Origin of the sequence: Streptomyces diastatochromogenes (assembly GCF_002242805.1) — a bacterium.
In the GTDB taxonomy this organism is placed as follows: domain Bacteria; phylum Actinomycetota; class Actinomycetes; order Streptomycetales; family Streptomycetaceae; genus Streptomyces; species Streptomyces diastatochromogenes.
In genome coordinates, this window is sequence record NZ_MCGQ01000013.1 from 98,332 (window position 1) to 120,707 (window position 22,376).

At 71.9% G+C, this 22,376-nt stretch carries 24 protein-coding genes; 12 read left to right on the forward strand and 12 right to left on the reverse strand.

Translation table 11 applies throughout. The features are described 5' to 3' along the window. Nucleotides 1–15 precede the first annotated feature (15 nt). The 3 genes from BEK98_RS15210 to BEK98_RS15220 all read left to right on the forward strand — a co-directional run bounded on the left by BEK98_RS15210 (nucleotide 16) and on the right by BEK98_RS15220 (nucleotide 2,711). Entirely contained in the window at nucleotides 16–639 is a 624-nt protein-coding gene (locus tag BEK98_RS15210; protein ID WP_094217048.1) for an RraA family protein, read from the forward strand. Nucleotides 640–650: 11 nt separating this feature from the next. Further along, entirely contained in the window at nucleotides 651–1,136 is a 486-nt protein-coding gene (locus BEK98_RS15215; protein ID WP_094217049.1) for an HAD domain-containing protein, read from the forward strand. A 174-nt stretch (nucleotides 1,137–1,310) separates the two neighbouring features. Beyond that, on the forward strand, nucleotides 1,311–2,711 hold the full coding sequence (locus BEK98_RS15220) for an MFS transporter (RefSeq protein ID WP_094217050.1): 1,401 nt from the start codon (nucleotides 1,311–1,313) through the stop codon (nucleotides 2,709–2,711). Here BEK98_RS15220 and BEK98_RS15225 read toward each other — a convergent pair. The 5 genes from BEK98_RS15225 to BEK98_RS15245 all read right to left on the reverse strand — a co-directional run bounded on the left by BEK98_RS15225 (nucleotide 2,648) and on the right by BEK98_RS15245 (nucleotide 6,958). Continuing rightward, entirely contained in the window at nucleotides 2,648–3,544 is an 897-nt protein-coding gene (locus BEK98_RS15225) for an RNA polymerase sigma-70 factor (protein ID WP_094217051.1), read from the reverse strand. The two genes, BEK98_RS15220 and BEK98_RS15225, sit on opposite strands and share 64 nt — an antisense overlap. Nucleotides 3,545–3,663: 119 nt before the next feature. Further along, nucleotides 3,664–4,869 carry an NAD(P)/FAD-dependent oxidoreductase gene (locus tag BEK98_RS15230; protein ID WP_094217052.1) on the reverse strand — a complete coding sequence of 402 codons (1,206 nt, stop codon included), beginning with the start codon at nucleotides 4,867–4,869 and terminating at the stop codon, nucleotides 3,664–3,666. Between the two features lie 43 nt (nucleotides 4,870–4,912). Further along, complete coding sequence (locus tag BEK98_RS15235; protein WP_094217053.1) at nucleotides 4,913–5,296, reverse strand: DoxX family protein; 384 nt, start codon at nucleotides 5,294–5,296, stop codon at nucleotides 4,913–4,915. Between the two features lie 106 nt (nucleotides 5,297–5,402). Next, nucleotides 5,403–6,263, reverse strand: coding sequence for a GNAT family N-acetyltransferase (locus BEK98_RS15240; protein WP_094217054.1), 861 nt, complete (start codon nucleotides 6,261–6,263; stop codon nucleotides 5,403–5,405). A gap of 101 nt (nucleotides 6,264–6,364) precedes the next feature. Beyond that, nucleotides 6,365–6,958: a CGNR zinc finger domain-containing protein gene (locus tag BEK98_RS15245; RefSeq protein ID WP_094217055.1), complete on the reverse strand. Its 594-nt coding sequence runs from the start codon at nucleotides 6,956–6,958 to the stop codon at nucleotides 6,365–6,367. Between the two features lie 86 nt (nucleotides 6,959–7,044). On the opposite strand from BEK98_RS15245, the gene BEK98_RS15250 reads away from it, so the two are divergent. The 5 genes from BEK98_RS15250 (at nucleotide 7,045) to BEK98_RS15270 (ending at nucleotide 10,387) form a co-directional block, all read left to right on the forward strand. Then, complete coding sequence (locus BEK98_RS15250) at nucleotides 7,045–7,842, forward strand: MBL fold metallo-hydrolase (protein ID WP_094217056.1); 798 nt, start codon at nucleotides 7,045–7,047, stop codon at nucleotides 7,840–7,842. A 66-nt stretch (nucleotides 7,843–7,908) separates the two neighbouring features. After that, entirely contained in the window at nucleotides 7,909–8,634 is a 726-nt protein-coding gene (locus BEK98_RS15255; protein WP_094217057.1) for a class I SAM-dependent methyltransferase, read from the forward strand. Nucleotides 8,635–8,756: 122 nt separating this feature from the next. Continuing rightward, nucleotides 8,757–9,248, forward strand: coding sequence for a helix-turn-helix domain-containing protein (locus BEK98_RS15260; RefSeq protein ID WP_094217058.1), 492 nt, complete (start codon nucleotides 8,757–8,759; stop codon nucleotides 9,246–9,248). Between the two features lie 88 nt (nucleotides 9,249–9,336). Further along, nucleotides 9,337–9,933: a hypothetical protein gene (locus BEK98_RS15265; protein ID WP_094217059.1), complete on the forward strand. Its 597-nt coding sequence runs from the start codon at nucleotides 9,337–9,339 to the stop codon at nucleotides 9,931–9,933. A 106-nt stretch (nucleotides 9,934–10,039) separates the two neighbouring features. Then, entirely contained in the window at nucleotides 10,040–10,387 is a 348-nt protein-coding gene (locus BEK98_RS15270) for a DUF2516 family protein (RefSeq protein WP_208643127.1), read from the forward strand. Nucleotides 10,388–10,426: 39 nt separating this feature from the next. Here the strand turns inward: BEK98_RS15270 and BEK98_RS15275 are convergent, their stop codons facing one another. From BEK98_RS15275 to BEK98_RS15285, 3 genes are all read right to left on the reverse strand, one after another. Further along, the gene (locus BEK98_RS15275; protein WP_094217061.1) at nucleotides 10,427–11,725 is read right to left on the reverse strand and encodes a PP2C family protein-serine/threonine phosphatase; all 1,299 of its coding nucleotides are present in this window, start codon (nucleotides 11,723–11,725) and stop codon (nucleotides 10,427–10,429) included. A 354-nt stretch (nucleotides 11,726–12,079) separates the two neighbouring features. Next, nucleotides 12,080–13,165 (reverse strand): C40 family peptidase, encoded by a 1,086-nt coding sequence (locus BEK98_RS15280; RefSeq protein WP_094217062.1) that lies wholly within the window; start codon nucleotides 13,163–13,165, stop codon nucleotides 12,080–12,082. Between the two features lie 230 nt (nucleotides 13,166–13,395). Continuing rightward, nucleotides 13,396–14,211 carry a class I SAM-dependent methyltransferase gene (locus BEK98_RS15285; protein ID WP_208643112.1) on the reverse strand — a complete coding sequence of 272 codons (816 nt, stop codon included), beginning with the start codon at nucleotides 14,209–14,211 and terminating at the stop codon, nucleotides 13,396–13,398. A 236-nt stretch (nucleotides 14,212–14,447) separates the two neighbouring features. Between BEK98_RS15285 and mshA the strand changes: the two genes are divergently transcribed. From mshA to BEK98_RS15300, 3 genes are all read left to right on the forward strand, one after another. Then, nucleotides 14,448–15,785 (forward strand): D-inositol-3-phosphate glycosyltransferase, encoded by a 1,338-nt coding sequence (gene mshA / locus BEK98_RS15290; RefSeq protein WP_094217064.1) that lies wholly within the window; start codon nucleotides 14,448–14,450, stop codon nucleotides 15,783–15,785. Continuing rightward, on the forward strand, nucleotides 15,778–16,278 hold the full coding sequence (locus BEK98_RS15295) for a type III secretion system chaperone family protein (protein WP_094217065.1): 501 nt from the start codon (nucleotides 15,778–15,780) through the stop codon (nucleotides 16,276–16,278). Before mshA ends, BEK98_RS15295 begins: the two co-directional genes overlap by 8 nt. Nucleotides 16,279–16,379: 101 nt before the next feature. Further along, a complete protein-coding gene (locus BEK98_RS15300; protein WP_208643113.1) occupies nucleotides 16,380–18,035 on the forward strand; it encodes a glycosyl hydrolase family 28-related protein in 1,656 nt (551 codons plus the stop codon). Here BEK98_RS15300 and BEK98_RS15305 read toward each other — a convergent pair. After that, on the reverse strand, nucleotides 18,014–18,805 hold the full coding sequence (locus tag BEK98_RS15305) for a helix-turn-helix transcriptional regulator (protein ID WP_094217067.1): 792 nt from the start codon (nucleotides 18,803–18,805) through the stop codon (nucleotides 18,014–18,016). The two genes, BEK98_RS15300 and BEK98_RS15305, sit on opposite strands and share 22 nt — an antisense overlap. Between BEK98_RS15305 and BEK98_RS15310 the strand changes: the two genes are divergently transcribed. Beyond that, complete coding sequence (locus BEK98_RS15310) at nucleotides 18,804–19,277, forward strand: DUF2000 domain-containing protein (RefSeq protein WP_094217068.1); 474 nt, start codon at nucleotides 18,804–18,806, stop codon at nucleotides 19,275–19,277. The genes BEK98_RS15305 and BEK98_RS15310 overlap by 2 nt on opposite strands. Before the next feature lie 41 nt (nucleotides 19,278–19,318). On the opposite strand, the gene BEK98_RS15315 is transcribed toward BEK98_RS15310, so the two are convergent. From BEK98_RS15315 to BEK98_RS15325, 3 genes are all read right to left on the reverse strand, one after another. Continuing rightward, the gene (locus tag BEK98_RS15315) at nucleotides 19,319–19,966 is read right to left on the reverse strand and encodes a DUF2637 domain-containing protein (RefSeq protein WP_094217069.1); all 648 of its coding nucleotides are present in this window, start codon (nucleotides 19,964–19,966) and stop codon (nucleotides 19,319–19,321) included. A gap of 419 nt (nucleotides 19,967–20,385) precedes the next feature. Beyond that, the gene (locus BEK98_RS15320) at nucleotides 20,386–20,859 is read right to left on the reverse strand and encodes a carboxymuconolactone decarboxylase family protein (protein ID WP_094217070.1); all 474 of its coding nucleotides are present in this window, start codon (nucleotides 20,857–20,859) and stop codon (nucleotides 20,386–20,388) included. Between the two features lie 103 nt (nucleotides 20,860–20,962). Next, entirely contained in the window at nucleotides 20,963–22,222 is a 1,260-nt protein-coding gene (locus BEK98_RS15325) for an MDR family MFS transporter (RefSeq protein ID WP_094217071.1), read from the reverse strand. Between the last annotated feature and the right edge of the window lie 154 nt (nucleotides 22,223–22,376).

Genomic DNA, 22,376 nt, shown 5'->3' on the forward strand with positions numbered 1-22,376 from the left:
GCTACCGTCCTGTTCATGACTGACGCCACCGAGTTCCAGGACATCCCCACGACGACCCTCGCCGACCTGCTCGGCCGCGACCAGGTGATGGACATCGGCATCCGGCCGCTGTGGACCCCGGTGCCGCGGATCGCCGGACCGGCGTTCACGGTGAGCTGCCCGCCCGGCGACAACCTGATGCTGCACGCGGCGATCCACCGCGCGGAGCCCGGCTCGGTGATCGTCGTGGAGTCGGGGGACCTGAACTGGGCGCTGGCCGGCGGGAACGTCTGCGCGGTGGCCCAGCGGCGCGGTGTCCTGGCCTTCGTCGCCGACGGCCTGATCCGCGACCTCGCCGAGGTCCGCGAGAGCGGCTTCCCGGTCTTCGCGCGGGGCGTCATCCCGATCCCGGGCGCCAAGAAGGCCGTACGACCGCTGAACGAGCCCGTGCGCTGCGGAGGGGTGCGGATCGAGGCCGGGGACGTGGTCGTGGCCGACGAGGAGGGCGTGGTCGCCGTACCGGCCGGCCGCCGGGCGGAGGTCCTCGCGGCCGCGCGGGCCAAGCTGGCCAAGGAGGCCGCCGAGAGCCTGGACGACTGGGAGAAGGCGCACCGCGCCCGCATCGACGGCATCCTCGCCGAGGGGGGCTTCGAGGGCTGATCCTGTCGGTGATGCTGCTCTTCCTCGACGTCGACGGTCCGCTCATCCCGTTCGGGGCGGCAGACCGCGCCTACCCGGTGTACGACAACGACCGCGCCCTGCCCCCGGACGCCGCCGGGCATCCGCTGCTGAACCGCGTCGACCCCGCGCTGGGCGGCCGGCTCGCGGCGCTGGGCTGCGAGCTGGTGTGGGCCACGACCTGGATGGACGACGCGAACACCTCCCTGGCGCCCTGGCTGGGCCTGCCCCCGCTGCCGGTCGTGGAGTGGCCCGACGAGGACGAACCACCGGGCCTGCTGCACTGGAAGACCCGCCCCCTGGTCGCCTGGGCGGCCGGCCGACCCTTCGTCTGGATCGACGACGAACTCACCGAGGCCGACCGCTCCTGGGTCGCCGTCCACCATCCCGGGCCGGCCCTCCTGCACCGCGTCGACCACCGCTACGGCCTGACGGAGCCCGACTTCGAGGCCGTGCGGGAGTGGCTCCACAGCACCTGAAAAACGGGTGTCCCGCTCGCCGAGGCCGCTGTTAGCGTGGGCCCGTGCCGGAATCAGACAGGGTGCGCCGTCGCTAGAGCGGCGGCGCACAACCCCAGTTCTCGCCGTCGCTCCTGACCCCTGGCCAGGAGCGCCTTCGTGGCGCTCGGATCTTCCTGTTCCGGAGCGCACCCCATGTTCACCCTGTCTGTTCGTCAGCGTCGGCGTGTCCTCGTCGCCGACCTCGTCTCCACGGCCGTGTTCCCCCTGGCCATCACGGGCGCGACAGCCGCTGTCCCCGATGTGTCGGCCCAACTGCCGGGCCCGGCCGCCCTGGGGCCGTGGATCGTCCTCGCCTACAACGGCCTCTTCGCCGCGGCCCTGCTGCTGGCCGGAGCGACTGTCGATCGCGGCACCCGCACCCGCTTCTTCGCCGTCGGCAACATCGTCGTAGCGGCCACCGGCCTCTTCTCCGCCCTCGCTCCCGACCTGCCGTCCCTGGTGGCGCTGCGCGCCGTCGGCGGCATCGGGGCGGCGATGTGCGCCGCCGGCGGATCGTCGATGGTCCTCGCCGTGTACCCGCCGGAGGAACGGCGTCGGGTGTACGGCTACGCGGGCGCCGTGCTGGGCAGCAGTCTGGCGTTGGGCCCGGTCGTCGCCCAGGCCCTCATGGCCGTCGGAGGCTGGCCCCTCGTCTTCGTCGTGCCGGGTGCCGTCGCCGCCGTAGCGGCCCTGACCACGCTCGGGCTTCCGGGCCTGCGCAACCCCGAGCCGTCCGGGAGCTTCGACCGCGCCGGCGCCGTCCTCTTCGGGGCGACCGTCGCCGCCGCGGTGACCGCACTCGGGCTGGGCTTCGGGGCCGGCGTCCCGTGGTGGGGGCCGACCGGGCTGATGCTCGTCGCGGCGGCCTGCGCCACCGGACTCGTCCGCGTGGAACGGCGCGCAGCCGATCCCGCGATCCCCGTGGACCTGCTGCGGATCCCCGCCTACCGCGCGTACGCCGTGGCGACGGGCGCCTTCATGGGGATGCTCGTGGTGGGACTGACCGCGCTCCCTCAACTCGGCTCCGTCCAGCACGTGGGGGCGGGCGAGGCGGCGGTCATGCTCAGCCTGCTGACCGTGCCTTCGACGGTCCTCCCGCTTCTTGCCGCGCGGCTCGCCCGGCGACTGGCCCGGCCGCTGGTGACCGCCGCCCTGTTCGCCTGCACCGGCACCGCGGCCGTCCTCCAGGTGACCGGCCGTCCCGCCGCTCTTCTCGTCGCGGCCGGGGTCATCGGCCTGTGCCTCGGGCTGACCGAGGGCGTCCCGGACGGGCAGGCACTCACCTACGTGCCCGCCCATCGCGGAGGCGCGGGCGCCGCCCTGTTCAGCACGGTGCGGATGAGCCTGGAGACACTCACCCTGGCGGCCGCCACCGGGGTGACGGCGGCTCTCGGCCCCGCATCCGGACTGGCCGTCGCCGGAGCCGTGTGCCTCACCGCCGCCCTGGTCGTCCGGCCGGGCCGTCCCCGCCCGCGCCGACGGCGCGTCGGTCAGCGCAGGGTCAGCGGGGTCTCGGACGCGACGCGGGTCAGCTTCTGCGGGTTCCGGACGTAGTAGAGGCCGGTGATGAGACCGTCCTCGAAGCGGAACGCCATGACGCCGTCGATCTCGCCGTCCAGGTGTACGAGGAGTGCCGGACTGCCGTTGACCACGGTGGGAGCGACGGTGATCGGGAGCTTGTTCTTGCCGAGACCACCGAGCATGAAGCGGGCCACCTTGTCCGCGCCGAGGATCGGCCGCACCGCGGCCTGCTTGATGCCGCCGCCGTCGCCCACCAGGACGACCTCGGGGGCGAGCACGTCGAGGAAACCCTGCAGGTCCCCGGTGTCGAGTGCGCGCCGGAACGACTCCAGGGCCGCCCGGGTCCTGCTCGCGGAGACCACCTCGCGGGGGCGGCGGGCATCGACGTGCCGGCGGGCGCGGTGCGCGATCTGGCGGACGGCGGCGGGGCTCTTGTCGACGGCGGTCGCGATCTCGTCGTAGCCGACGTCGAAGACCTCGCGCAGCACGAAGACGGCGCGCTCCGTCGGCGACAGCGTTTCGAGGACGAGCATCATCGCCATCGACACGCTCTCGGCCAGCTCGACGTCCTCGGCCACGTCCGGCGCGGTGAGCAGCGGTTCGGGCAGCCACTGGCCGACGTACGCCTCCTTGCGGCGCTGCAGGGTGCGCAGCCGGTTGAGCGACTGCCGGGTCGTGATCCGGACCAGGTAGGCGCGCTGGTCGCTCACCTGCCCCAGGTCGACCTTGACCCACCGCAGCCAGGTCTCCTGGAGGACGTCCTCGGCGTCGGCCGCCGATCCGAGCATCTCGTACGCGACGGTGAAGAGCAGGTTGCGGTGGGCGGCGAACACCTCGGTCGCCGGGTCGCTGACGTGGTCGCTCATCTCTCGATCCCCCTCGTGCGCGGCCGGCCCTGGCTGCCGGCGCCCTTGACATGCATCCACGGCAAGATCCTCATCCGCCGACGATCCGTTGCTCAAGGGCCGGCCGCGCAGGACAGTCCCTAGGCCGTCCGTTCGGCGACGGCCGGTGCCGCGTCGCGCTCGGCCTCCAGCAGCTGCCGGCGCTTGGCACCTCCTGAGAAGCGGTGAAGGCGGTAGGAACCGGGCTTGCCCGCCTCGTCGGCCAGTTGCTCGACGATGCCCGCGCAGATGAACTCCTTGAGCCTCGCGCCAGGGCGACCGCCGATGTGGAACCCCACCGCGACGTCGTACCTGTGGGCGAACTGGAAGATGCCGGCGCGTCGGCCCAGGCTGATGCACTGGCCGGCGAACACCTGGTTCAGGGGCGAGGGCTGCTCACCCGCGATCTTGGCCAACACCGTGTCGGCGGCCCGCGCGCCCAGAGGCATCGCGGCCTGGCAGCTCATCCGCAGCGGCAGATCCGACGGCGCCGCCGAGTCCCCGGCCGCGACGACGCGTACGTCGTCCACGCTCGTCAGGGTCTCGTCCGTGAGCAGACGGCCCAGGGCGTCGGTGCTCAGCCCGCTGCGCGCGGCAAGGTCCGGCACGCCGAATCCGGCGGTCCAGATGGTCACCGCGCTCGGCAGCTCGCGGCCGCCGCTGAGCCGCACGGCATCGCGGGTCACCGCCGTCACCTTCGTGCCGGGACCGTCGAGCACGGTCACACCGAGCTTGGCCAGCCGGTTCGCGACCGAGCGCCGGCCCCGCGGGTGCAGGTACGGGCCGAGCACCCCGCCGCAGACCAGGGTCACGGTACGGCCCTGCTCCGCCAGCTCTGCGGCGGTCTCGATGCCGCTCGGACCGGCTCCGACGACGGTGACCGCGGCCGCCCCGGGCGCGGCGTCGAGGGCCGGCCGCAGCCGCTGCGCCTCCTCCAGGGAGGAGATCGGGTAGGCGAACTCGGCAGCTCCGGGCACGCTCGGGTCGGCGCTGCCACTGCCCACGGCGTAGATCAGGTAGTCGTAGCCGACCGTGCCGCCGCCCGCCAACGTCACGCCGCGCTCGACCGCGTCGATCCGTGTCACGCTGTCGACCACCAGCCGTACGCCCCCGGCCAGGACCTTGCTGTAGTCGACGACCGCGTCGTGGGACCCGCCGACCAGTTGGTGCAGGCGGATCCGCTCGACGAAGGACGGGCGCGGGTTGATCAGGGTCACGGTCACGTCGTCGCGCCGGGTCAGGCGGTTGGCCGCCATGACGCCGGAGTATCCGCCGCCGATCACGAGCACCTGGGTGTTCTCGGTCATGATCTCTTCCTTCGCTTCGGGGTTCGGTACGCGGAGCCGTCGGTCAGGCGGTGAAGGACGCGGGGCCGAAGCGACCCCATGCGATGAAGGCCGCGAGCGCGAGATAGACCAGGTTCAACACCACGAACTGGAGACCGTCGTGGCGGATGTGGGTGATCATCGCGCCGACCATCAGCAGGACCCAGCAGACGGCGGTCACCGGCACCAGAACCGGCGCGACGCCGACCACGGCGGGCAGGATCAGGCCGACCGCGGCCAGCAGTTCGAGGACCCCGAGAGACCTGACGAAGCCGGCACCGGAACCTTCGGTCCACTCCCCGCCGGGGGCCGCGGCCAGCTTCTCCAGGGGCATGAACGCCTTGCTGACACCACCGGCCAGAGCAACGGCGGCGAGCAACCCGGTGGCGATCCACAGCGCGAGGTCCATGAGGCCCTCCTCCTTCGTTTCGGGAGTTCGGCCTCAAGACACCGCGCGGTGGACGGCTGTGACAGGGTGTGAGTCAGATCACTTCATGCGGGGGGGATGTGTCGGTTCACGAGAAGTCGTACGCAGCCCAGTCGGTGAGCGTGCTATAGCCGAGGCGTTGGTAGAGGGCGTTGCTGGTGGGGTTGGACAGGTCCGCGAACAGGACGACCTCCCGCGCGCCCGCGGCCAGCGCGGCGCGGCTCACCTCCGCCGTCACGGCGGCCGCGTAGCCGTGACCGCGCAGGTGGGCCGGGGTGTAGACGACGTCCACCTGGACCTGGCCGCCGATCAGCGGGTTCATGCCCGCGAGGGAGACGGGGGTGCCGTCCGGGGTCTCCCAGAGCGTGTAGCGCTTGTCGGCGTAGCGTGTGCCGGCCCATGAGTCGGCGTCGATGGAGACGGCTTCCCCGACGGCCTTGGCGAACTCACCGCACCAGAACATGACTTGCTCAAGGTCCCGCTCGCCCAGGACGCGGCCACGGCCCGCCGGGTGCGGCTCCGGTGGGGTGAGCGTGCCGAGTCGGTACAGACGGAGCTGTGTGTCGCGGAGTTTCGGCGTCGCGCCGGTGTGCCGCTGCCAGGCCTCGGCGAAAGCGGTGGCGGTGCCGTGGTCCGCGCTGACGGAGGTGAGGGAGTGCCCGAGGGCGGCCAGGCGGGCGGCGAGGGAGTCGGCCTGCTCGGGCGAGAGCGGAGAGAGGCCCAGAGCGCGGGGCGGGAGGCGGTAGAAGGTGGCGTGGACCTCGCCCGCTCGCTCCAGCACGCCGAAGACGGGGGCTGCGGTGCCGAACGCGGCCGCCCCGCGCGTGCGCACTCTCTCGGCCCACGTCAGCTGCATGATGTGCGTGCCGGGCCGCGAGCGCAGGAAGTCCCCGGCTCGGGCGAGAAAGTCGTCGACGTCTTCGGTGAGGTGCCAGTCATCCGGGCGCATGCTTCATGATTCCCCATGCCGCGGGCGTGCCCCGTGGTTTTCCGCCAGGGCGACATCCGAGCTCGGCGACCGGCCCGCGGTCGCCCCCCATCGCCGCGGCGTCATGGGGAGGTCGTGCGGCGGGCGTAGGCGCGGGCGGCGCGGGCGCGGTCGCCGCAGCGGGTGGAGCACCAGTGGCGGCGGCCGTGGCGGAGCAGGTAGCGGTTGCAGGGGGCGGAGCCGCAGGCGGTGAGGCGGTCCGCGTCGGGGCCCGTGAGCAGGTCGGCGGCATCGGCGGCGAGGGTGGCCAGGGCGTGGTCCACGAGCGCGGTGGTGGGGTGGGGGGCGGTGCGGTAGGGGCCGGTCCTGTCGTCCCACTGCAGCAGCGGGGCGGTGGGGACGCGGGTCATCGCGTCGTTGACGGCCCTGACCGCGGCGGGGAGGGCGGGCAGACCTTCGGCGCGGGAGGCGAACAGCGACCTGATCTGTTCGCGCAGCGAGCGCAGCTGTGTCGCGCACATCTCCCGCATGCCGGCGTCGACCGGAGCGAGACCGCGTTCCGTCAGCCATTGGTTCGCCTGCGCGGGAGTGCCCAGAAGATCGACTGTGAGTCCGCCGGGCAGCGCCATCGCACTGTTGGCCAGGGCGAGAGAGAGGTGCTCGTCCTCGCCCTGCGCGGGTGGCAGGCCAGGCTTTTCGGTCACGGGCTCCTTCATACTCCTCATGGTATGGCTTGCGCGCATCCGTGAGAAGCGGCTACGGTCGTCTCACGGTTCGATGGTTTTCATCCGTGAGGTGCTCTGTGTCTTCTCTCCCCGCAACGACCAACCCGTTCCCGGTCCGCGTCTTCGGCGGCCCGACCGCCCTCTTCGAGTACGGCGGCCTGCGCTTCCTGACCGACCCGACCTTCGACGCCCCCGGCGACTACGCCCGTCCCGACGGCCGGTTCCTGACCAAGACGGCCCCCTCCACCGGCACCCCCGCCGACCTCGGCCCCGTCGACGTGGTCCTGCTCTCGCACGACGAGCACCCCGACAACCTCGACATCTCCGGCCGGGCTCTGCTCGTCGGCGTTCCCCGCACCCTGACCACGCCCGGCGGCGGCGAACGCCTGGGCGAAACCCTCGGCGAGCAGGTCAAGGGCCTGGCCGACTGGGAGTCCGTCGAGCTGGACCGCCCCGACGGCGGCACGATCACCGTGACCGGCGTCCCCGCCGTCCACGGCCCCGGCCCGCGTGCGGAGGTCGAGCCGATCACCGGCCAGGTCGTCGGCTTCGTCCTGACCGGCGAGGGTCTGCCGACCGTCTACGTCAGCGGCGACAACGCCTCCCTCGACGCGGTCAAGGAGATCGCCGAGCGCTTCGCCCCCGTCGACACCGCCCTCCTCTTCGCCGGCGCCCCCCGCTTCCGCGCACTTTTCGACAACGAGCTGATCGTCCTGAGCAGCGCCCAGGCCGCCGAGGCCGCCCAGATCCTCGGCGCCCGCCGCGTGGTCCCCGTCCACTACGACAGCTGGGCCCACTTCACCGAAGGCCGCGACGAGCTGGCAGCCGCCTTCACCGCCGCCGGTCTGGCCGACCGCCTGGACTGGGGCCGCTGAGGGGGGCACCAGGACTGCTGGAAAGCGAGTAGGCGCCCAAGCTCGGCCACCTCTACGTTCGTCCGCATGGCTGACGAGTGTTTCGGGCACCCACGCCTCGCCGCGATCTACGACCCACTCGACCCCGACCGCGGCGATCTCGACGCGTACGTCCGCATGACGGAAGAGTTCGAGGCGCGTCAGGTGCTGGACATCGGCTGCGGGACCGGCGTGTTCGCCCTCCTGCTGGCCGGTCGCGGGATCGACGTGGTCGGCGTCGATCCCGCCCGGGCGTCCGTCGACGTGGCCCGCGGCAAGCCGGGCGGCGAGCGCGTGCGCTGGATCTGCGGCGATGCGACGACACTTCCGCCGCTGCGGGTCGACCTGGCGACCATGACGGCGAACGTCGCCCAGGCCATCGCCGATCCACCGGCGTGGCGGAAGACCCTGCGAGGCGCCTACGAGGCGCTGCGGCCCGGCGGGTATCTGGTGTTCGAGACCAGGGATCCGGCCAGGCGCGCCTGGGAGGAGTGGAACCGTGAGGCTTCGTACCGGGTCACGGAGATCCCGGGCGTCGGCGCCGTCGAGAGCTGGGTCCATTTGATCGAGGTGAGCGAGCCGCTGGTGACGTTCCGCTGGACCTATGTGTTCGCCGCGGACGGGCAGGTGCTCACATCGGACTCCACCTTGCGTTTCCGCGAGCGGCAGGAGATCGAGACCGAGCTGGCCGCGCAGGGGTATGTGGTCGAGAGCGTGCGCGACGCTCCTGACCGGCCGGGCAGGGAGTTCGTCTTCGTCGCGCGGCGGCCGTAGGACGACCTGCGGGAGACCGAACGGGCACCCTTGCGGCGTCCGGGTGAAGTCCGGGCGTGGCGTGGCGCACTATTGCAAGCAGGTGCTTGCAATAGTTAGCGCGGGTGGTGCAAGGTGGGGGCATGGCATCGCTCAACGTCGGCAATCTCGGTGAGTACCTGCGCGAGCAGCGGCGCAACGCCCAGCTCTCGCTGCGGCAGCTCGCCGACGCCGCCGGGGTGTCCAATCCGTACCTGAGCCAGATCGAGCGCGGGCTGCGCAAGCCCAGCGCGGAGGTGCTCCAGCAGGTCGCCAAGGCCCTGCGCATCTCCGCCGAGACGCTGTACGTCCGCGCCGGCATCCTCGACGCCGAACGGGACCGGGACGACGTGGAGACCCGCGCCGTCATCCTCGCCGATCCCTCGCTCAACGAGCGGCAGAAGCAGGTGCTGCTCCAGATCTACGAGTCCTTCCGCAAGGAGAACGGATTCGGGGTCGGCGACCCGGCCGAGGACCTCGGTGAGGGGGCTGGGGAGGAACCGCCCGGCGACACCGATGACCCGAGCGACACCGACGTACGCGGCACCCGCACGGCCGGCGGCAGTGATGCCGGTCCGCGGCGGACGGCCGGATAGGCAGGCCCTCGACAAGTCAGCCTCCGGCCGCCGACACCGCGGACCACACCAACCCTCAGCCGAACGCGAATCCGGGAGGACCATCACCATGGCCATCACCGACGACCTGCGCAAGACCCTCAGCGACCCGACCCCGCTCTACTTCGCCGCCGGCACCGCCGACCTCGCCCTCCAGCAGGCCAAGAAGGTGCCCGGCCTGGTCGAGCAGCTGCGCGCCGAGGCCCCGGCCCGGATCGAGGCTGTGCGCAACACCGACCCGAAGGCCGTGCAGGAGAAGGCCGCCGCCCGGGCCAAGGAGGCGCAGGCCACCCTGCAGACCAAGGTCAACGAGTTCATCAGCACCCTCGACGTCGACCTGAAGAAGTTCGGCGACAACGCCCAGGACCTCGCCCTGCGCGGTGTCGGCGTCGCCGCCGAGTACGCCGTCAAGGCCCGCGAGACCTACGAGCGGGTCGCCGAGCACGGCGAGCAGGCCGTGAAGACCTGGCGCGGCGAGGCCGCCGAGGAGATCGAGGAACTGGCCATCACCGTCGAGGGCAGGTCCGAGCAGGCCGAGGCCGAGGAGGAGCCGAAGCCGGCCGAGGCCAAGACCGAGCCCGCCACGGCGAAGAAGCCCGCGGCCAGGAAGACCCCGGCCCCGCGGAAGGCCGCCCCCGCGAAGAAGACGACCCCGCCGGCGAAGTGATCCCCACCGACGAGGCGTGGACGGGCCGGGCACCTTTGGGGTGTCCGGCCCGTTCTATGGGTACGGTGGCGAGGTACGGATCGGGAGACGGCGGGCGGTGGACGGCATGCTGATGTTGGGCTTCGCGGGGTTCATGGGGATCTTGAAGATCATCCTGATGGCCCTCGCCGCATTCGGGCTCTTCGACGCCGCGTTCCGGCGCGAGGACGCCTTCCGCGCGGCCGACAAGCAGAACAAGATCTTCTGGCTGATCATCCTCGGCATCGCGCTCGTGGTCAGCTACCTGTTCTCGATCCTGGGCATCCTGCCGATCGCCGGCCTGGTCGCCAGCATCGTCTACATCGTCGACGTCCGCCCCGCGCTCAAGCGGGTCTCCGGCGGCAGCGGCTGGAACCGCCGCCGCGGCGGAAGCAGCAGCGACGGCCCGTACGGCCCGTACAACGGCGGCCGCTGAAGCGCCCCAAAGGGAGTCACTCCTACGGCGCGAGGCCCCTTACGGCGCCCGATCCAGCAGCACCACGGCCACGTCGTCCGTCAGCTCGCCCCCATTGAGGTCCCGCACCTCACTCACCGCGGCCCGCAGCAGCTCCTCGCCCCGCAGCCCCTCGGAGAGCTGCCGGCGGACCAGGTCCACCATGCCGTCCTGGCCGAGCCGCTCCCCACCCGTGCCCACCCGGCCCTCGATCAGACCGTCGGTGTAGAGCATCAGGCTCCACTCGGCACCCAGCTCCACCTGCATCCGCGGCCAGCGGGCGCCGGGCAGCAGGCCGAGGGCGGGGCCGTTCTTGTCGTACGGCAGCAGCTTCGCGGTGCGGCCGGGGCGGGCGAGCAGCGGGGCCGGGTGGCCGGCCAGGCACAGGCCCGCCGAGCGGCCGTCCGGGGCGATGTCCACCGTGCACAGCGTCGCGAAGATCTCCTCGTCCGCGCGCTCGTGCTCCAGCACCTGCTGGAGCGTGCCCAGCAGCTCGTCCCCGCACAGTCCGGCCAGCGTCAGCGCGCGCCAGGCGATGCGCAGCTCCACGCCGAGCGCGGCCTCGTCCGGGCCGTGGCCGCAGACGTCGCCGATCATGGCGTGCACGGTGCCGTCGGGGGTGCGGACGGCGTCGTAGAAGTCGCCGCCGAGCAGGGCCCGGGAGCGGCCGGGGCGGTAGCGGGCGGCGAACCGCAGCGAGGAGCCCTCCAGCAGGGGCGTGGGCAGCAGGCCCCGCTCCAGCCGGCGGTTCTCCTGGGCGCGCAGCCGGCCCTCCGCCAGGCGCCGCTCGGCGGTGTCGGAACGCTTCCGCTCCACCGCGTAGCGAATGGCGCGGCTGAGCAGGCGGCCGTCCAGTTCGTCCCGGAACAGGTAGTCCTGGGCGCCGACGCGCACGGCCTCGGCGCCGCGCTCGGCGTCGCCGGAGGCGGTCAGCGCGAGCACGGCGTGCCGGGGCGCCAGCTCCAGCACATGCTTGAGCACGGCCAGCTCGTCGTCGCCCTCGGCGTTGCCGGGCGCGGGGAGCGCGAGGTCCAGCAGGATGCAGTGGACGTCGTCGGTGAGCAGCCGCCCGGCCTCGGTGAGGTTGCGGGCGGTGCGGACGCGGACCGGCTTGCCGGAGGCGTCCAGCAGGTCGGGCACGATCGGCGAGCCTGCCGGATCGTCCTCGATCAGCAGCAGGGTGAGAGTGGCGCCGGTGGCGCCGCCGGCCGTGGCGCTGCGGTGAGCCTCTTCCTTGAGGGGGCCGCCATGGGAGACGGCCTGCGCCTGACCACTCTCCACGGCCGGGATCGCTCTCTGCCGCGGTACGGGTACGGGCATCGTCTTGGTTCCTTCCCTCCCCCCGAGGGCAGGCGGGGCGAGGGACCTCGACCCACCGTCGGGTGACCATAGCGGTACTGCCCACCCCGATGGAATGGTGTGAGCCGCGTCGCTCGGGCGCAGTCCCCTGTCATATGCCGCGATCCGTACCGCAGTTGGACAGGACGCCTGGCGGGCGGGGATGACGAAGCTCACGCACGGCCGGGGTTTGGGCGGGGGTTGGGCGTGCGGTGGGTCACACGGGAGGGGTCGAGACGGCACGTGGGGGCGGTCACATGACCTGGCTCACCCGTGCGGCCGTACGACGTTCACCCGTGCGGCCGTACGGCGCTGGCGCGTCCGGCCGTACGACGCTCACGCGTCCGGCCGTACGACCCCCAGGATCGGCATCGAACCCGCGCCCGCGACCGTCACCGTGCGTCCGGGGCGCGGGGCGTGGATGATCGCGCCGTCGCCGACGTACATCGCGACATGGCTGGCGTCGTCGAAGTAGATGATGAGGTCGCCGGGGCGCATGTCCTTGATGTCGACGTGCTTGAGCTGCTTCCACTGCTCCTGCGAGGTGCGCGGGATGGGGTGGCCGGCGTTCGCCCAGGCCTGGGAGGTCAGGCCCGAGCAGTCGTAGGACTTGGGGCCCTCGGCGCCCCACACGTACGGCTTGCCCAGCTGGGCGCTGGCGAACTCGACGGCCTTCTTGCCCTGTGCGGAGGCCTTGCCGTTGATCTCGTCGAGGATGCCGGTGTCCAGCCACTTGGTCTGGGCCTGGTAGGCGGCCTGTTGCTCCAGTTCGGCGAGGCGCTCCCGCTCCTTCTTCTCCAGCCGGGACTCGAGCTGTTCCGCCTCGGAGATCTGCTGCTTGATCTTCTTCTTGGCGGCCGCCTTGGCCTTGCGGTTGGCCTCCAGCTTCTGCCACTGGGCGGAGGCGTCGTCGGCGTAGCCCTGCAAGTCCTTCTGGGTGCGGGTCATTTCGGTGATCAGCTTGGTGGTCGCCCGCTGGCCGTTCAGCACCGTGCCGGCCCCGTCGATGAACTGCTGCGGGTCGTCGCTGAGCAGGAACTGGGCGGTGGGCGGCAGTCCGCCGGTGCGGTACTGGGCCCGGGCCGCCGCGCCGGCCTGGTTCTTGAGCCGCTCCAGCTTCTGCTGTCCCTCGACGATCTTCTTCGCCAGCTCGACGATGAGGGCGGACTGTTCCTTCGTCTTCTCCTCGGCCGCGTTGTAGACGTCGGTGGCGACGGCGGCGTCGTGGTAGAGCTTGTCGAGCTTCTCGCGGACCTTCTCAAGGTCCTTGCTGGGCGGGGGAGTCGGGGACGCGCTCGGGGACGAGGTCGGGCTCGGTGTGCGGGAGGGGGCGGCGAACGCCGTGCCGGGCGCCGCCAGCACGGTCACGGCGCAGACCACCGTCACGGCGGCCGTGAGCAGACCGCGCTTGCCCGTACCCATAGGTCCCCCAAGCTGATTTACCGTCAGTAACTTACGATCGCCTGAGGGATCGTGCCACGGTGACGCGCAAAACGACAGAGGTCACGGGAAGTCGGATTTTCGCCCCCCACCCGCCCGGCGCGCCCCCTCTGCCCCCGGTCCTCCGGGCGCACTTCCCCCTGCCCGCACCGAATACGACGATCCCCGCGCCGATGTGACGAACGACGCACGGAGATCGTTCCCTGGGGTGCTCAGTACCCCCGCGGCGCCAACGCCCCCCAGGCCACCGTCACTTCCCCCTGGCGCCAGCGCGTCGGTGAGTCCGTTATCGGCCAGTCGGCGCGAAGGTCCCGGACCGTGCGGATCCAGCGCTGGCGGGCGCCGTAGGAGGCGTAGGGGGCGGCGGCCGCCCAGGCGCGGTCGAAGTCGCGGAGGAAGGTGTGGACGGGCTCGCCGGGCACATTGCGGTGGATCAGGGCCTTCGGCAGGCGCTCGGCGAGGTCCGAGGGGTGCTCCAGGGAGCCCAGCCGGGTCGCGAAGGTCACCGTCCGCGGGCCCTCCGGGCCGAGCGCCACCCACACGTGCCGGCGCCCGATCTCGTCGCAGGTCCCCTCGACCAGCAGTCCGCCGCGCGAGCCACCGCCCGCCGGCGCGAGCCGCGCGCACAGCCGCTCCCACACGGCGGCGACCGCGTCCTCGTCGTACTGGCGCAGCACATTGGCGGCCCGGACCAGCGCCGGGCGCCCGGCGACCGGGATCTCGAAGCCCCCGTGCCGGAAGGTCAGCCCTTCGCGCTCGTACGGCCTCGCCGCCGCGACCCGGGCCGGCTCGATCTCGACGCCGACCACACGCGCGCGGGGCGCGGCGGTCCGCAGCCGGCCGAGCAGCTCGACGGCGGTCCAGGGCGCCGCCCCGTACCCGAGGTCGACCGCCACCGGATCCCCGGCACGCCGCAGCTCGGCGCCGTGCGTGGCCGCGATCCAGCGGTCCATGCGCCGCAGCCGGTTGGGGTTGGTGGTCCCGCGTGTCACCGTTCCCACGGGGCGGGAAGTCGCGCGGGCTGTCATACCTATGAGGGTAGGCGGCTTCTAGGGGGCCAGGTGCGGATGGCGGAGCTGGACGGCGTCGTCATCGGGTGTCTTCCTCGGGCGCGCGGTACCTGTCGAACGGTTGAGCGGATCACGGTAATGATTAGGTAAAGCCTGCCGCAAGGGAATTCGAGCCGCCCCCGCCGCTGTTGCACCCCCTTGGAGGGCGAGGTCGGTCCTCCGGCAGGCATGCCCGCAGCAAGGAGGAACGCCACGTGAGCCAGTACGTCAGCAGGCTCGGGCGTCGCTCCCCGGCGGCCCCCTCGCGGCTCAGGCTCCACCGCAGGCCCCGCCGCGTCGCCATGCTCTCCGTGCACACCTCACCGCTCCACCAGCCCGGCACCGGCGACGCCGGCGGCATGAACGTGTACATCGTGGAGCTGGCCCAGCGCCTGGCCGCCATCGGCATCGAGGTGGAGATCTTCACCCGGGCCACGGCCGGCGGCCTCGCCCCCACGGTCCAGCTCGCGCCCGGCGTCCTCGTCCGGCACGTCGACGCCGGCCCCTACGAGGGCCTGGCCAAGGAGGACCTGCCCGCCCAGCTGTGCGCCTTCACGCACGGCGTGATGCAGGCCTGGGCCGGGCACCGCCCCGGCTACTACGACCTCGTCCACTCCCACTACTGGCTCTCCGGCCACGTCGGCTGGCTCGCCGCCCAGCGCTGGGGCGTCCCGCTGGTGCACGCCATGCACACCATGGCCAAGGTCAAGAACGCCAACCTGGCCGACGGCGACACCCCCGAGCCCGCCGCCCGGGTCATCGGCGAGACCCAGATCGTCGCCGCCGCCGACCGCCTCATCGCCAACACCGCCGAGGAGGCCGACGAGCTGGTACGGCACTACGCCGCCGACCCGGCCAAGGTCGCCGTCGTGCACCCCGGGGTGAACCTCGACCGCTTCCGCCCCGCCGACGGCCGGGCCGCAGCCCGCGCCCGCCTCGGCCTGCCCCAGGACGCGCTGATCCCGCTCTTCGCGGGCCGCATACAGCCCCTGAAGGCTCCCGACGTGCTGCTCAGGGCGGTCGCCGTCCTGCTGGAGGAGCGCCCCGAGCTGCGCTCCCGGCTCGTCGTACCCGTCGTCGGCGGCCCCAGCGGCAGTGGTCTGGCCAAGCCCGAGGGCCTGCAGAAGCTCGCCGCCCGGCTCGGCATCGCCGACGTCGTACGGTTCCGCCCGCCGGTCGGCCAGGAGCAGCTGGCGGACTGGTTCCGGGCCGCCTCCGTCCTCGTCATGCCCTCCTACAGTGAGTCCTTCGGCCTGGTCGCCATAGAGGCGCAGGCGACCGGCACCCCGGTGCTCGCGGCCTCGGTCGGCGGCCTCCCGGTGGCCGTGCGCGACGGCGCCACCGGCTTCCTGGTCAAGGGCCACCATCCGGCCGAGTACGCGCGCGTGCTGCGCCGTTTCGCCGACGAGCCGTCCCTCGCGGACAGCATGGGCGCGGCCGCCGCCCGGCATGCGCGGTCCTTCGGCTGGGACACCGCGGCGGCCGCCACCGCCGACGTGTACATGGCCGCGACCCAGGCCCACCGCCGTCGCGTACGCTCCCAGCATGGGTGATGTGGACAAGGCGGCGCAGGTCATCGAGGGGGTCCTGAAGGACGCCGAACTGGAGTGGGAGAGCCCGGAGCCCGGCACCTACGTCGTCAAGCTCCCCGGCACCCGCAAGCTCTCCACCACGGTCTCCCTCCGGGTGGGCCGCCACACCCTCTCCCTCAACGCCTTCGTCGTCCGTCACCCCGACGAGAACGAGGCCGGCGTCCACCGCTGGCTGCTGGAGCGCAACCTCAAGCTGTACGGCGTGAGTTACGCCGTCGACCGGCTCGGCGACGTCTACGTCACCGCCCGCCTGCCCCTGACCGCGGTCACCGCCGAGGAGATCGACCGCCTCCTCGGCCAGGTCCTGGAGGCGGCGGACGGCGCCTTCAACACCCTGCTGGAGCTGGGCTTCGCCTCCGCGATCCGCCGGGAGTACGCGTGGCGGGTGTCCCGCGGCGAGTCGACGCGGAACCTGGACGCGTTCAAGCATCTGATCGAGCGCCCGACCGACTGACGGTCGGACCCCTTCCCTCCACGGCAGGGGCAGTGGCACGCTCACCGCCAACGCATTCCTGAACGTCGTTCATATCCATGAATATGGAAGGGCGGGCGGACATGAGCAACGGCCACCTCAGCAGACGGACACTCCTCACCGGCGCCACCGCCGTGGCCCTGGGTGCGGCAACCGGCACGGCGATTGCGGCACCGACGGAAGTCCCCTCCCTCTGGCGGGAGTTCACCCGCACCCCCTTCACCCACCCGCAGATCCCGTACGTCGGCCGGGCGGGCCACCGCGCCGGATCGCGCCGCTTCCCCCGCCCCCGCACTCTCGCCGACGTCACCGACTACGGCGCCGTCCCCGACGGCACCACGGACTGCGCCCCCGCGATCAACCGTGCCCTCGCCGCAGCCGGAAGGGCCGGCGGGGGCACGGTCACCATCCCGCCCGGCACCTTCCGCATCGACGACGTGATCCGCATAGCCGACCCGAACGTCGTCCTACGCGGCGCCGGCAGCGGCCGTACGACCCTGTACGCCACGAAGAACCTCACCGAACTGATCGGCGCCTACGGCTCCCGATACGGCGGCGACAAGTCGTCCTGGTCCTGGGCAGGAGGCCTCATCTGGCTGGCGCCGAGGGCCCGTTGGGACTCCCTGGTGGCGGCGATCAGGTCGAAGGCCTGGCCCTTTGAGGGCTGGACCGGCAACAGACGGAACGAGTGGACGACCCTCACGACCATCGAGCCGGCCCGCCAGGGCTCATGGACGGTGACCGTGGCCGACGCGGACCGCCTGGCGCCGGGGCAACTGGTCCTCCTGCGCCTGGCCGACGACCCGGCCCACACCCTCCTGCAGCACATGGCGGGCGGCGGCCCGGGCCCCGCCGCCTACTCCTGGGCCGACAAGACCAAGCTGACCTCCTACGTCCCCTACGAGTGGCCCGTCCGCATCACCCGCGTCCACGGCCGCCGCATCACCCTCGAACGCCCGCTCCCGCTCGACCTGCGCCCGGAGTGGGACCCCCGACTGACCACGCACGTCCAGGAGTTGACGGGCTCGGCCGTCGCGGGCCTGACCCTGGAGGCGAGGGAGACCCCGCAGTCCCCGCACCTCCTCGACAAGGGCTACAACGGGGTCGTCCTCCAGTGCGCCTACGACTGCTTCGTGGACGACGTCACGGTCCGGCACGTGGACAACGGCTTCGGCCTGGTCGCGGCCTCGGCCTGCACCCTGCGCCGTACCCGGGTCGCGGGCCGCGGCTCCCACCACCCGTACTTCTGCCGCGAGGGCTCCCACGACAACCTGATCGAGGACTTCACCATCGAACAGCGGACCGTGCCCGCGCCCGCCGGCACCCAGCTCCACGGCATCAACGTCGAGGGCCTGTCCTCCCACAACGTCTGGTCGCGCGGCGAGATGCAGATGGGCACCTTCGACTCGCACCGCGGTCTGCCCTTCGCCGACGTGCGCACCGACATCACGGTGAACAACGACGGCCGCCACGGCGGGGACGCCAGCGCCGGCCCGCTCTTCGGCGCCCGCTTCACCCACTGGAACATCCGGGTCACCAACGGCCGCGCGGGCCTGATGAAGATCGACGGCCTGGCGCCGTACTCGGCGACGGTGGGCATCGACGAGGTACGGGAGTTCGACCAGACCGACGTCCCCGACTTCACCGGCGACCTGCACTCCCGCCTGGAGCTGTACGGCACCACGGACGCGGTGCGCCCGCGCAACCTGTACGACGCTCAGCGCGAACTGAGCCGGTAGCGCCCCGGGGTGACCCCCACCAACTTCTTGAAGTGCCGCGTGAGATGGGCCTGATCGCAGAACCCGGTCGCCACCGCCACCTCGCCCGGGGCCAGCCCGTCCAGCAGCAGCCGGCGGGCGCGGCCGACGCGGCGGGACATCAGGTACTGGTGCGGGGGGATGCCGTAAGCGGTGCTGAACGCCCGTACGAGGTGGGCGGGGTGGGCGTGCAGGAGCCGGGCGGCGTCGGCGAGCACCAGCCCCTCGGTGACGTGCTCGTCCAGGAGTTCGCGCAGCGAGCGGGCGAGGGCCGGATCGGGCCGCTGTCGGGCGGCCCGGCGTCGCAGGTGCTCCCGCAGCCGCTCCCCGACCAGGGCCAGCCTGCTCTCCGCCTCCAACTCGTCCCCGGGCCGCCCGAGCGCGCCGTGCACCTGCCCGACCCGACGCCGCAGCACGGGATCCCTGAGGTCGGGCCCGTCGACGGCCGGCCCGATCAGCTCGTCCCCGAGCAGGCTGCTGTCGAGGTAGAGCACCCGCTTCCGGAAGCCGTGCGGGGTGGCCGGGGAGCCGTTGTGCGGAACATGCGGCGGCAGCAGCGAGACGGTGTCGTGCGGAGTGCCGTGCTCATGCCGGTCGAGGTCGTACCGTACGGCTCCGTCGTCGACGATCAGCAGCGTCCAGGCGTCATGGACGTGCATCGGGTAGGCGTACTCGGTGAAGTGGGCGTGGAAGACCTCGGTGACGCCCGGGACACGAGGGCGCCACGCGGTGACTTCCTGCCGGGCGGCCATGCAAAAAACGTACAAGACGGGGCCATGGACCGACCGGCAGTCTCACTCCATGAGCACTGAACCGCGCTTCGACACCAAGATCGCCGTACTGCTCCGCGAGGACCTGGAGCCCTGGCAGCGCCTGAACGTCACCGCGTTCCTGGTCAGCGGCCTGGGCAGCCAGGTCCCCGAGGTGATCGGGGACCCGTACGAGGACGCGGACGGCGTGTCGTACCTGCCGATGTTCCGCCAGCCGGTGCTGGTCTTCGAGGGCGGCAAGGAGACCCTGAAGGCGGCGCACGCCCGGGCCCTCGCGCGGGCCCTGCCCCGCGCGGTGTTCACGGCCGACCTCTTCACGACGGGCAACGACCGCGACAACCGTGCCGCGGTACGGGCCGTACCGACCGCGGAACTGGACCTGGTGGGCCTTGCGGTGTACGGCCCGCGGAACGGGGTCGACAAGCTGTTGAAGGGGGCGCGGATGCATCCGTGAGGCCGCCGGCCGCGCGCCCCTTCACGGCTCGGATGCCGCCTTCACGGCTTGGCCGCAGGCCGATCGGCGTGGGTGGCGTGCCGGGGCCGGCTCCTGGACGAGATCTGGCCGACGAGTTCCCAGAAGCACACCAGCGCGGTGACCGGCGGAATTCCGAAAATCACTAAGGAGAGCAGCGCGTGTGACGAGTGGCTGACACACAGCGCCACGGCCATCGCGGAGGCAGCCACCACGACGCACCAGGAACGCCGCGCACTCCGCCGTTGAGCGGTCGCCCGCAGAACCGAGAGAGCGGCCACGAACCACGGCCCGTACACCGTCAGCGGCCAGCATTGCGCCAGTCTCCCGGGCAGCACCGACGCGGCGATCCCGCGCAGCTGGCCGTAGGAATAGCAGACGGACCAGCCCAGCATGCACACCGCGCACAGCGAGACCGTGGCGATCAGCAACGAGATGTGCGTGACGCGCCGACCTCCGTCGAGGAAATGCGATTCCTGACGGATCCGTCGACGGCTGCTCCGGCGGGGGGCCGGGATGTTCAGCGGTGTGGGAGCGGGAGGCGCGCCGGCCGTCGTGGACAGCATCTGGGCCAGCTCCTCGACCGGATCCCAGTCGTTCGGCGGGATGTCCGGCTCCGGGACGGCCCAGGCATGGTCGTAGAGACCGGCTTCGTCGTGAATCCTGTCCATCGATAGACCTCCGCACCCCGCCTCAGGACGCTCCGCACAGATCCGCCATCGCGCGCCTATATTCGTTTTCCATTCTGTTGATATTCTTCAGGAAATCATCGAGCAGCTCCGAGCACGACTTGGGACCCACATCGCCGTCCCAGCGAAGAGTGGTCGTCTGATGATCTTCCCTTGCGCACCAGTGGAATCGCGTCACGGTCACCTAACGACGGTCACCGGAGGCGGGGTTGTGAGGCGTTCGGGGGATGCGGGTCGCTCGAAAGGGGAATTTTTGAGCGCCTGTCAAGATATGTTTGAAGGAATTCCGAATACCCAGGCAATTACATTCCGCGAATACTGGAATTAGATGCTCGCGCCCGCGCCCCCTCCCGCAGAGCTGCCGAAGGGGGCGCGTGTGCATGCGTCGATGCGCTGGTCGCTCAGCCGAACATGCCGGGCTCGTAGTCGCCGGCGGGCTGCTGGACGACGACGTTGAGGCGGTTGTAGGCGTTGATCAGGGCGATCAGGGACACCAGGGCGGCGAGCTGGTCCTCGTCGTAGTGCTTGGCGGCGTCGGCCCAGGCCTCGTCGGTGACGCCACCGGCCGCGTCGGCGATCCGGGTGCCCTGCTCGGTCAGCTCCAGGGCGGCGCGCTCGGCGTCGGTGAAGACCTTGGCCTCCCTCCAGGCCGCGACCAGGTGGAGGCGCTGGGCGGTCTCGCCGGCGTGGGCGGCGTCCTTGGTGTGCATGTCGGTGCAGAAGCCGCAGCCGTTGATCTGGCTGGCGCGGATCTTCACCAGCTCCTGGGTCGCGGCCGGCAGGGTCGAGTCCGAGACCGCCTTGCCCGCGGAGTTGATGTACCGCATGAACTTGCCGGCGACCGGGTTGGCGAAGAGGTTCAGGCGAGCTTCCATCGTGGGCTCCTGTGTGGTTGCTGTTGGCTACACCTCCTTGACGGAGCGGCTCGGCAAGACGTGACAGGACTGAATGTGACCTGCGTCACTGAGCTGGTGGGGGTCAGGCGGCCTGTTCGGACGCCTGTGCCCGCTGCCGCCGCCGCGAGGACACGGCCGCGTCCTCCTCCGGGGGAAGCCGCCGCATGAGCACGCCGTACCCGACTCCCGCCGCCGTCCCGACGGCCGCGCACATGGCCCACAGCCACTCCGCCCCGAACCGGTCGATGACGGCACCGGACATGAGCGGCGCGACCAGGCCGGCGACCGACCACGAGAGCGTGTACACGCCCTGATAGCGCCCACGGCCCTGCACGGGCGACAGCCGGACGACGAGCCCGGTCTGGGTGGGCGCGTTGACGATCTCGGCGAGCGTCCACACGCACACGGTGAGCGCGAAGACGCCGACCGACCCGGCGAAGGCGGTGAGCCCGAAGCCGTAGCCCGCGAGGACCGAGGAGACGACCAGCAGCGTGCGCGGATCGCGGTGCTCGATGAAGCGCGTGACCGGGATCTGCAGGGCGACGATCAGGATGCCGTTGACGGCGATGGCCAGGCCGTAGTCGGCGGGCGTGAACCCGGCCCGCCCCATGGCCACCGGCAGCCCGACCGAGCCCTGCTGGAAGACGAGGGCGACGAGGAAGGACAGCCCGACGACGGCCATGTACCGCCCGTCGCGCAGCACGGTCACGAGGCTGACGTCGCCGCCGTCCTGCTTGGCCGCGGCGGCGGGCCGGGACTCGGGCACCTTCAGGAACACGACGACCGCGCAGGCCAGGGTCATCCCGGCCTCGATGAGGAACCCGGCGAGATAACTGAACTCGGCGATGAAGCCGGCCGCCATCGAGGAGACGGCGAAGCCGAGGTTGATGGCCCAGTAGTTGAGCGAGAAGGCCCGCACCCGGTCCTCCGGCCGCACGATGTCGGCCATCATCGCCTGCACGGCGGGCCGGGAGGCGTTGGAGGCCATGCCGACGAGGAAGGCGACGGCGGCGATGGTGACGGGGTCCTGCATGAACCCGAGCAGCGCGACGGACCCGGCGGTGGCGGTCTGCGCGATCAGCAGGGTCGGCCGCCGCCCGAGCCGGTCGGCCATCACGCCACCGGCCAGCGAGGAGACGACCCCGCCGAGCCCGTGCAGGGAGGCGACTAGACCGGCGTACGAGGCCGAGTACCCGCGGTCGAGCGTGAGATAGAGCGCCATGAAGGTGGCGACGAAGGCGCCCAGCCGGTTGACGAGGGTGCTGGTCCACAGCCACCAGAACTCGCGGGGGAGCCCGGAGACGGTCTCCCGAGCGGCTCGTCTCAGACGGGCGACGGACATGGCGGGACCCCCACGGTGCTGTAAGCGGCTCAACAGGCAAGCGCAACTTACAAGGGCAGGGTTGACGGAGGCCACTCAATTAACAGATGCCGTCAACTGTCCGGCTGCTGGGCGTCCGCCCTGGGGGCCGAATGCGTGGATTACGCTCTCAGTC